9 protein-coding genes are annotated in these 8534 nt (G+C 73.9%); 2 read left to right on the forward strand and 7 right to left on the reverse strand.

All coding sequences use genetic code 11. The annotated features are described in order from the left end of the window. Both HUW36_RS19420 and HUW36_RS19425 read right to left on the reverse strand, forming a co-directional pair. On the reverse strand, positions 1-558 hold a 558-nt coding region (locus HUW36_RS19420; RefSeq protein ID WP_174529478.1), incomplete at its 3' end, for a DedA family protein. 90 nt (positions 559-648) lie between these two features. After that, positions 649-1323, reverse strand: a complete 675-nt coding sequence (locus tag HUW36_RS19425) for a class I SAM-dependent methyltransferase (protein WP_174529479.1) — start codon at positions 1321-1323, stop codon at positions 649-651. Positions 1324-1501: 178 nt separating this feature from the next. Here HUW36_RS19425 and HUW36_RS19430 point away from each other — a divergent pair, with 178 nt between their 5' ends. Then, entirely contained in the window at positions 1502-1705 is a 204-nt protein-coding gene (locus tag HUW36_RS19430) for a cold-shock protein (protein ID WP_013287480.1), read from the forward strand. Between the two features lie 75 nt (positions 1706-1780). Here HUW36_RS19430 and HUW36_RS19435 read toward each other — a convergent pair whose 3' ends face one another. The 5 genes from HUW36_RS19435 to HUW36_RS19455 all read right to left on the reverse strand — a co-directional run bounded on the left by HUW36_RS19435 (position 1781) and on the right by HUW36_RS19455 (position 6992). Continuing rightward, positions 1781-3058 (reverse strand): MFS transporter, encoded by a 1278-nt coding sequence (locus HUW36_RS19435; RefSeq protein ID WP_174529480.1) that lies wholly within the window; start codon positions 3056-3058, stop codon positions 1781-1783. Beyond that, positions 3055-3630, reverse strand: coding sequence for an ArsR/SmtB family transcription factor (locus tag HUW36_RS19440; RefSeq protein WP_174529481.1), 576 nt, complete (start codon positions 3628-3630; stop codon positions 3055-3057). The genes HUW36_RS19435 and HUW36_RS19440 overlap by 4 nt, the downstream gene beginning before the upstream one ends. Positions 3631-3728: 98 nt before the next feature. Beyond that, positions 3729-4637, reverse strand: coding sequence for a hypothetical protein (locus HUW36_RS19445; RefSeq protein ID WP_174529482.1), 909 nt, complete (start codon positions 4635-4637; stop codon positions 3729-3731). A 118-nt stretch (positions 4638-4755) separates the two neighbouring features. After that, complete coding sequence (locus HUW36_RS19450) at positions 4756-6456, reverse strand: CocE/NonD family hydrolase (RefSeq protein ID WP_174529483.1); 1701 nt, start codon at positions 6454-6456, stop codon at positions 4756-4758. Positions 6457-6458: 2 nt separating this feature from the next. Then, entirely contained in the window at positions 6459-6992 is a 534-nt protein-coding gene (locus HUW36_RS19455) for a MarR family winged helix-turn-helix transcriptional regulator (RefSeq protein ID WP_174529485.1), read from the reverse strand. Positions 6993-7132: 140 nt separating this feature from the next. Here HUW36_RS19455 and HUW36_RS19460 point away from each other — a divergent pair. Continuing rightward, positions 7133-8534 (forward strand): efflux RND transporter permease subunit (locus HUW36_RS19460; RefSeq protein WP_174529484.1); only part of this gene is annotated, 1402 nt, incomplete at its 3' end.

The raw sequence follows: 8534 nt of genomic DNA on the forward strand, positions 1-8534 counted from the left end.
GGCCAGCAGCAGCCCGACCGCCATGGTGAGCACCGTCGGGTCCGGCGCTCCGGGCAGCAGGGCGGTCAGCGTCCGGGCGGCCAGCCCGAGCGCCACGTAGAGCCCGGCCCATGCCGTGGCGCCCAGCGCCGCGCAGGTCACGAACCGCCGGTACGGCATCCGGAGCCCGCCGGCGGCCAGCGGCAGCAGCGCGTTGAACACCGGCAGGAACGGCGCCACCAGCACGATCCGCCCGCCACCGCGGTGCAGCAACGCCTCGGCGGCGGCCCAGCGGGCCTCGCCGATCCAGCGCCCCAGCCGGCCGCTCCGCAACCGACCGCCCCAGTGCCGGCCGGCGAGGAAGCTCAACGACCAGCCGGCCACGCAGCCCGCCACCACGGCCGCGACGGCCACCGCCCCGCCCGCCGGCCGACCCGCGCCAACCGCCGCGAGGACCGCGGCGTCCCCCGGCACCAGCACCCCGACCAGGGGTACGGCGTCGGCGAGCATCACCACGCCGAGGAGCCCCATCAGCAGGGTGGTGGGCAACTCCCCGAACTGGGCGAGCAGATCCGTCATGTCGAGCACGCTATGCGCCACCGACCGTCCGGCACATCGGGCGTGACCCCCCACCCGACCCGGAGGCCGGACCCCGGGGACCCCTGAGGGTCAGCGGGGACGGAGCACCTGCACCCGGCGTACCGGCGAGTCGACCGAGGGCTCGGTGGTCGGCACCGGGTAGCTGGTCACCAGTTCCAGGCCGTCCGGTGGCAGGTGCCCGCGGTCGGGGTCGCCGACCAGCACCTCGACCCCGCGATCGGCGCACCGGCGCAGGTACGGCAGCACCCGCGCGGCCAGCCCGGCGTCGTAGAGGGCGTCGCCGGCCACCACCAGGTCGACGCCCGCGACACCGTCGAGCAGGTCGTCGCCGTCGGTGGTCACCCGGACCCGGTTCGCCCGGGCGTTGACCGTCACGGCCGCCACCGCGTACGGGTCGACGTCGTTGGCGACCACCTCGTCGGCACCGGCGAGCGCGGCGGCGATGGCGACCAGTCCCGAGCCGGCGGCCAGGTCGAGCACCCGTCGGCCGGCGACGAGGTCGGGATGGTCGAGCACGTGCCGGGCGAGCGCCTGCCCACCGGCCCAGACGGAGGCCCAGTACGGCGGCGGCAGCGACCGCCCGGCCGCGGCCTCCATCCGCGCCCACCACAGGATGGCGTCCTCGGCCAGGTGCAGGCGCACCTCGGGCACGAACGGCGTGCCGACCAGCCGCAGGCGGTCCGGGCCCGCGCCGGGCGCCGCGATCTCCTGTTCCAGGTCGGCCAATGCCGTGGTTGTGGTCATCGGGGCAAGCATGCCGTGCCCCGATCGGCGCCGGGGGTATTTCCGGCGCGCAGGTATTCATGTGCCACGCCGGCACTTCCGGCAGCGGATCCCGGTTCGGCCGGTTACTGTCAGGGTGGTACAGGGCGATCATCGGCCGAGGGGCCGGTGCTCACCCGCATTGAACAGGGAGAGACGCATGGCAACCGGCACGGTCAAGTGGTTCAACTCGGAAAAGGGCTTCGGCTTCATCGAGCAGGACGGCGGAGGCCCGGACGTGTTCGTCCACTACTCGGCCATCCAGAGCAGTGGCTACCGCGAGCTGAACGAGGGCCAGAAGGTCGAGTTCGAGGTGACCCAGGGCCAGAAGGGCCCGCAGGCGGACAACGTCCGTCCGATGTAGTGACGTGCCGGTGGCGGCGGTCGGAGCACCGACCGCCGCCACAGTGCATCTTCGTCGGCCCCGGCCGGGATTTCCTCAGACCGGGGCGGTGGGCAGGTCCCGCCGCCGTCGCAGGGGGCCGACCAGCAGGATCAGCGGGGTGAGCGCCAGCCAGGCGGTCATCACCCGGATCGCGCCGTCCGGTCCCCAGGCTGCGCCCAACGCGCCGGCCACCAGGGCGGCGAGCGGGATGGTGCCGTAGTTGAGCAGGTGCATGCTCACGGTCACCCGGCCGAGCAGCCGGTGCGGCGTGTAGGTCTGCCGGAAGCTGCCCTTGACCACGTTGCCGATCGCCACGCCCAGGCTCACCAGCACGCCGCCGAGCACCAGCCAGGTCACCCGCGCGCCGGGCCCGGCCAACGGGATCAGCAGCGCGGGCGGGCCGGTGAGGGCGCCGGCGAGCAGCAGGGTGCGGGCGGTGCCGAGCCGACGGGCCAGCCGGGCGGCGCACGCCGCGCCGACGAGGCCGCCGAGGCTGGCCAGACCGACCAGCAGGCCGACCAGGCCGGCCGGCAGGTGCGCCGAGCGGACCAGGAAGACCACCAGCACGGCCTGGTAGCCGGTCAGCCCGATGTTGCTGGCCGCGCCGAACACCGTCAGCACCCGCAGGTAGGGGTCGCGGGTGACGAAACGCAGCCCGGCGCCGACCTCTCGGCGCAGCGACGACGCCCCGGCGGGGCGGCGCGGCCGGGGTTCGACCGCGTGGATCCGGTGCAGGCACAGCGCCGAGAACAGGAAGCTCACCGCGTCCAGCGCCACCGCGACGACCGCGCCGGCGAGCTGGGCGATCAGGCCGGCCAGCCCCGGTCCGACCAGGTAGCTCGCGGTCTGGGTGGCGTGCAGCCGCGAGTTCGCCTCGGGCACCTGCTCAGGGGGCAGCAACGTGGGCAGGTAGACCTGGTCGGCGGTCTCGAAGAAGACCCGCGCCAGGCCGGCGCCGAGCGCCACGACCAGCAACTGCCAGACGGTGAGCAGGCCGAGCGTCGCCGCGACCGGGATGCTGAGGAACAGCGCCGCGGCGGCCAGGTCGGCGCCGATCATCACGGGACGGCGGCGGACCCGGTCGACCCACGCCCCGACCGGCAGGCCGGCGAGCAGCCAGGGCAGCCAGGCGGCGGCGGTGAGCACGGCCACCTGGAACGTGGTGGCGTCGAGCACCGCCACGGCGACCAGGGGCAGCGCCACCGTGGTCATGTTGCTGCCCACGGCGCTGACCGTGTGGCCGGTCCAGAGCAGCCGGAAGTCGCGGTGTCGGAACAGCCCGCCGCGCGGCCGGTCGGCGGGCGCCGTGGACGCGCGGACCGGTGCGCTCACGGCCGGGCCGGGACGCCGTAGGAGAACAGGAAGACCGGTTCGCGACGTTTGCCGTCCTCGGGCACGGGCCGGTCGGCCCACCGGGCGAAGAGCGCGATCACCTCCTGACTGAGCTGAGCCAGCTCGTCCGGGGTCAGCTTCAGCCACTTGTCGGTGCTGAACGGCCCCTCGCCCCAGGCGGCGCGGGCCTCGTCGGAGGCGGCGTGCCAGGCCCGCACCAGCTCAGCGTGCCGCTCCAGGTTGAGTGAGCCGGCCGCGTCGGCGACGACCCGGGCGGACGGGTCGTCGTCGAAGTCCGTGGTGGACCAGCGCACCCCGCGGTCCCGCAGTCGCCACCACCGCTCCCGACGGTCCCGGGCCAGCTCGGGCGCCTCCACGAGCAGGTCGGCGGCGGCCAGGACCCTCAGGTGGTGGCTGACGTTCGCCGGCGCCTGGTCGGTGTGCTCGGCGAGCAGGCCGACGGTGCACGGACCGTGCACCTTGAGCACGTCCATCAGCCGGCGACGCAGGGGGTGGGCGAGGGCTGCGAGCACCCGCGAGTCGGTGACCTGACGGACGGTGGGCTCTGTCATGTCGCCGAGTCTGACATCGGCAAGAATGGTTGCGCAACATCTCTTGCGAATCTGTCGGGCGCCGCGGCGACGCGGTTCGCCGCCGCGGCGCCGGACGGTCAGGCGGTCAACCGCCGGGACAACTCGTCGGCGACGTCCCGGGCGATCTGCGGCGGGATGGCCTCGGCGATCTTCTCCGGCGGCAGCCCGGCGAGGACGCCGCTGACGATCTGCTGCTCGTCGGTGAAGTCCCGGCCCGACAGCTCGTTGACCTTCGCGACGAGCGCCGGCCAGGCCCGCGCCATCGCCAGCATCTGCTGCAACGGGGAGTTGGCCATCGGCGGGCTGACCAGGCCGGTCGTGTTGACCGGCGAGATCAGCCAGTTGCGCAGGTTCTCCAGGTCGGCCAGGACGTCGCCGACCCTGCGGTCCGGGTAGCCGGTGTCGCCGATGAGCTTGTCGGTCTGTTCCATCTCGTCCTCCGGTTTCACTGGGGCGATCAGCCCGATCGCGGTGAGGTAGCGGCGGAACAACGGGGTCAGGTCCCGGCCCGCCTTGGTGCAGTCGCGGAAGAAGCTGAAGTGGGTGTGGAAGAGGTGGCTGCTGTCGCCGGTGGTGCGCTTGCCGAGCCGGTCCCAGCGCCGCACGGTCCGGCCGTCCGGGGAATAGATGATCTCCCTGATGTCCCGGGTGTCGGCCGCGTTCGCCGCACACTGCGCCACCATCCAGGTGGAGAACGTGCGCAGGGTGTGGGTGGCGCCGCCGGAGCGGACCGAGAACGTGCCGACGTCCAGTGCGGACGCGTACAGGGTCAGCCCGGAGCGGTCCCGGGTGGACTCCACCACCGAGTAGTCGTTGACGACCACCCGGTCCGAGCCGCAGTGGTAGCCGCCCCGGTGGTTCGCGTCGCCGACGATGCCGACCTCGGCCGGCTCCAGGTCCTGGTCCCGTGAGGCGTTCTTGTCGACGTTGAGGTAGGTGAGCAACAGGTTGCGGACCGCCAGCAGGTTCGCCGGAGCCGACGTCATGGTGGATCCCCTTCCGATTAGTGGTCGGCAGGGCACAGCAATCACAGCGCGTGATGACGCATGGTCCACGGTCGCGCCCCGCCGAGAAGTTGCACGGCACCGGGCACTTGCTCCGAGCTTAACCACGACTTGGGAGAAGTGCCCAGCTCAGAGGCACTATTTGGAACTGTCGCCCCGCAGTGGACGGTGCCGGCACCAGGGGCAGGACCACCATCGAGGGATACTCGCGATCATGCAGGACCTCGCGCCATCCGGCACGAAGAGTCACGGCACTGCCGAGGGGTTCCCCGGTGCCGGGATTGCGCGCGTACCGCGGGTGGGCGCCGCCGGAGACCTGCACCCGCAACCGGTGCCCGGGCGCGAACCGGTGCGCGGTCGGCCAGAGCGTGACCGGCACCCGGACCGCACCGGACGCGTCCCGCGGGAACCTGTCGGGCTCGACCCGGGTCAGTCCGTCGCAGACGTTCCAGGACCGCCCGCGCCGGTCCACGTCGCACAGTCGCACGAACACGTCCAGGTACGACAGTTCGCTGCGCAGGTGGATCTCGGCCCGCACCGGCCCCACCACCTCGACAGCGGTCGGCATCGGCCCGCTGGTGTACGTGAGCACGTCCGGACGCGACTCGACCGGCCGGTTGTCCACCGCGCCCGCCCGCTGGGCCACCAGCAGCGGTCCGCCCAGTGACGGGGTCGGATCGGCAGGGTCGTACCAGATCCGGTCCGGCGTCTCGGTGTCCGGCGGCATGCGGTCCAGCCGGCCGTCCGCCCGCAGGTGCCAGCGGGTCGGGGTGGCCGGCGGCGGCCAGTCGGGCAGGTCCCGCCACCCGCCGCCGTCGCCGCCCACGTGCACCCGCACCGGAGCGCGCTCCGGCCCGGGACGGCCGGCCAGGTGCGTGTCGAGCCAGTCCAGGCCCTCCCGCAGGGCCGCCACCAGCAACCCCGGGCTGCCGTGGGTCCACGGACCGACGGTGAGTCGGGGCCGGGCGCCGGCGGCCCGGAGCCGGGCGTAGTCGTCGAGCTGGGCCGGGAGGAAGATGTCCTGCCAGCCGCTGACCATGGCCACCGGTGCGTGGACGTCGGTGATCCGGTCGCCGAAGACCCGGGCCCGCCAGTAGTCGGCGTCGGGGGTGTGGTGACGCAGCCACTCCTGGAAGAACGGCACGGTCACGCCGGTGGCGACCCGGTCCGCCTCGGCCAGCGGGAGGTGGGCCAACGCGCGGGCCAGGCGGGGCTGACCGCGCTTGAGTTCCCACTGCCGGGCCAGCCAGGGCACGGTCTGCGCCTCCAGCAGCTCGGCCCAGGTGAGCACCGTGTCCAGCGCGAACGACTCCCCCGCGTAGGTCGAGTCGCGGGTGGCCGAGGCGGTCACCACCGCGACCATGGCGCGCAGCTCGTCGCCCGCCTCGGCGGCCACCGCCCACTGCACGAACCCCTGGTAGCTGGCGCCGAACATGCCGAACGCGCCGGTCCACCACGGCTGTCGGCGCAGCCAGTCGAGGGTGTCCAGGCCGTCGTCGCGCTCGTGCACCAGCGGGGCGAACTCGCCCCCGGAGCCGTACGTGCCGCGGCAGGACTGGATCACCACGTGGAAGCCCCGCTCGGCGATCAGGCGGCCGAGCAACCGGATCGGCCCGCCCCGGCCGTACGGCGTGCGGATCAGCACGCACGGAGCGTCGGGGAGGTCCGGCGCGTAGTGGTCGGTGCGCAGGCAGGTGCCGTCACGGACCCGGACCGGGAGGTCCCGGGTGACGGCGACCCGGTCGGTGCGGGCGGCGGGCAGTCGCAGTGCCGCCGCGACGAGCCGGGTGACCGGTCGCACGGTCAGCGGTCGCCGGTGGGGTCGGGCGCGGCGCCGCGACGGGGCTCACCGCGGGCGGCGCGCACCTCGTCCCGGTGCGCCCGCATGGACCGCATCATCTCCGACATGAACCGGTGCACGACGGCCAGCTCGTCGTCGGTGAACCGGGCCATCACCTCGTCGGTGCGGCGGCCGAGCGGGCCGAAGAAGCTCTGCGCGAGGGTGGCGCCCCGGTCGGCGTAGTGCAGCAGGACCTTGCGCCGGTCGACGGTGTCCCGGTCGCGCCGGATGTGGCCGACGCGCTCCAGCCGGTCGACCAGCGCCGTCACCGACCCGGAGGAGAGGTTGAGCACCTCGCCGAGCCGGCCCGGGGTGATCGGCTCACCGACCAGCTCGGCCTCCATCACCGCGATGAGGGCCTGCAGGTCGGTGGCGTTGAGCCCGTGCAGGCCGGCGAACGCGTGCCCGACGTGTTGCGCGTCGAACGAGTAGCGACGCAGGTCGTTGGTGATCTCCGCGACCATCCGCCCCCGTGGGTCGTTCCGCCGCCGGTACATGCCGTGCCCCGTCACCGCTCGCCGCCACCCCCCTGCCTGCCCCGGTCCGGTTGCAGCATAGGCCCTCCCCGGATAATCTCGCTCATCAAGATACTCTCTCGGCAAGAATCACCCCCGCAAAGAAACCTGTGAGGGCACCGATGTCACTGTTCACCCGCGTCGCCCGGGGCCGGCTGGCCGCCTGGCTCACCGTGGTCGCCGCACTCGTCGTCGGCGCGGTCGTCTTCGGCCTACCCAAGCCGGACAATCCCCAACCCGTCTCCGCCACCGGCCTGTCCGTCGAGTGGCAGTCGACGCAGGTCGAGCGACTCCAGGAGCAGCTGCCCTCCCGGGACACCCAGCCCGCCCTGGTGGTGGTCAGCCGCGACGACCGCGCCCCGCTCAGCGCCGCGGACCGGAGCGCGCTCGACGGCGCGGCGGCGAAACTCGGCGCGCTCGCCGCCGGCGGCCGGGTCGCCCCCGCCCAGGTCTCCCCCGACGGCACCGTCGCGCTGGTCGCCGTGCCGCTGTCCACCGCCGGCGATCAGCAGGCCGTGGTCGACGAGGTGGTCAAGGTGCGGGACGCGGTCGCCGACCTGCCCGACGACCTGACCGTCGAGGTCACCGGCGGGCCGGCGTTCACCGCCGACCTGAGCAAGGTCTTCCAGGGTGCCGACACCACCCTGCTGCTGGTCACCGCCGCCGTCGTGGCGCTGCTGCTGCTGGTCACCTACCGCAGCCCGTTCCTGTGGCTCGTGCCCCTGCTGGTCGTGGCCGCCGCCGAGCAGCTCACCCTGCGCACGGTGGAGACCGTCGTGCCCGCGCTCGACATCTACCTGCCCAGCGGCCAGGTCACCGGCATCGCCAGCGTGCTGGTCTTCGGCGCCGCCACCGACTACGCCCTGCTGCTCATCGCGCGCTACCGCGAGGAACTGCGCCGCGAGGAGAACCGCTTCACCGCGATGCGCTCCGCCCTGCGCCGCACCGCCGAGCCGATCCTGGCCAGCGGCGGCACCGTCGTGCTCGGTGTGCTGACGCTGCTGCTGTCGGAACAGGAGACGAACCGGGCGCTCGCGGTGGCCTGCGCCATCGGCGTCGTGTTCGCCATGCTCTCCGCCCTGTTCGTGCTGCCCGCCGCGCTCGTGCTCTTCGGCCGCGGCCTGTTCTGGCCGTTCGTCCCCCGGGTCGGCAGCGCCGCCCGCGAGGGCCGGCTCTGGGGACGCCTCGGCGCGCTCGTCATCCGCCGGCCGCTGCCGGTCGCGGTGCTGGCCACCCTGCTCCTGGTCGGCCTCGCGCTCGGCGGCCTGGGCATCCGCACCGGTCTGTCCGAGACCGAGCAGTTCCGCGAGAAGCCGGAGGCGGTCGCCGGCGCGGAGACCCTCGCACGCGCCTTCCCGGCCGGCAGCACCCAGCCGGTTGCCGTGCTCACCAACCCGCAGGCCGCCGCGGCGGTCGTCGCCGCAGCCGACGCGGTCGACGGGGTCGCGTCGGTCCGCCCCGGCCTGGCCGGCGACCGGGTCGCCCAGGTCGACGTGGTGCTCACCGCCGAGCCGGGTAAGATCG

Source organism: Micromonospora maritima (assembly GCF_902825405.1).
Classification (GTDB): domain Bacteria; phylum Actinomycetota; class Actinomycetes; order Mycobacteriales; family Micromonosporaceae; genus Micromonospora; species Micromonospora maritima.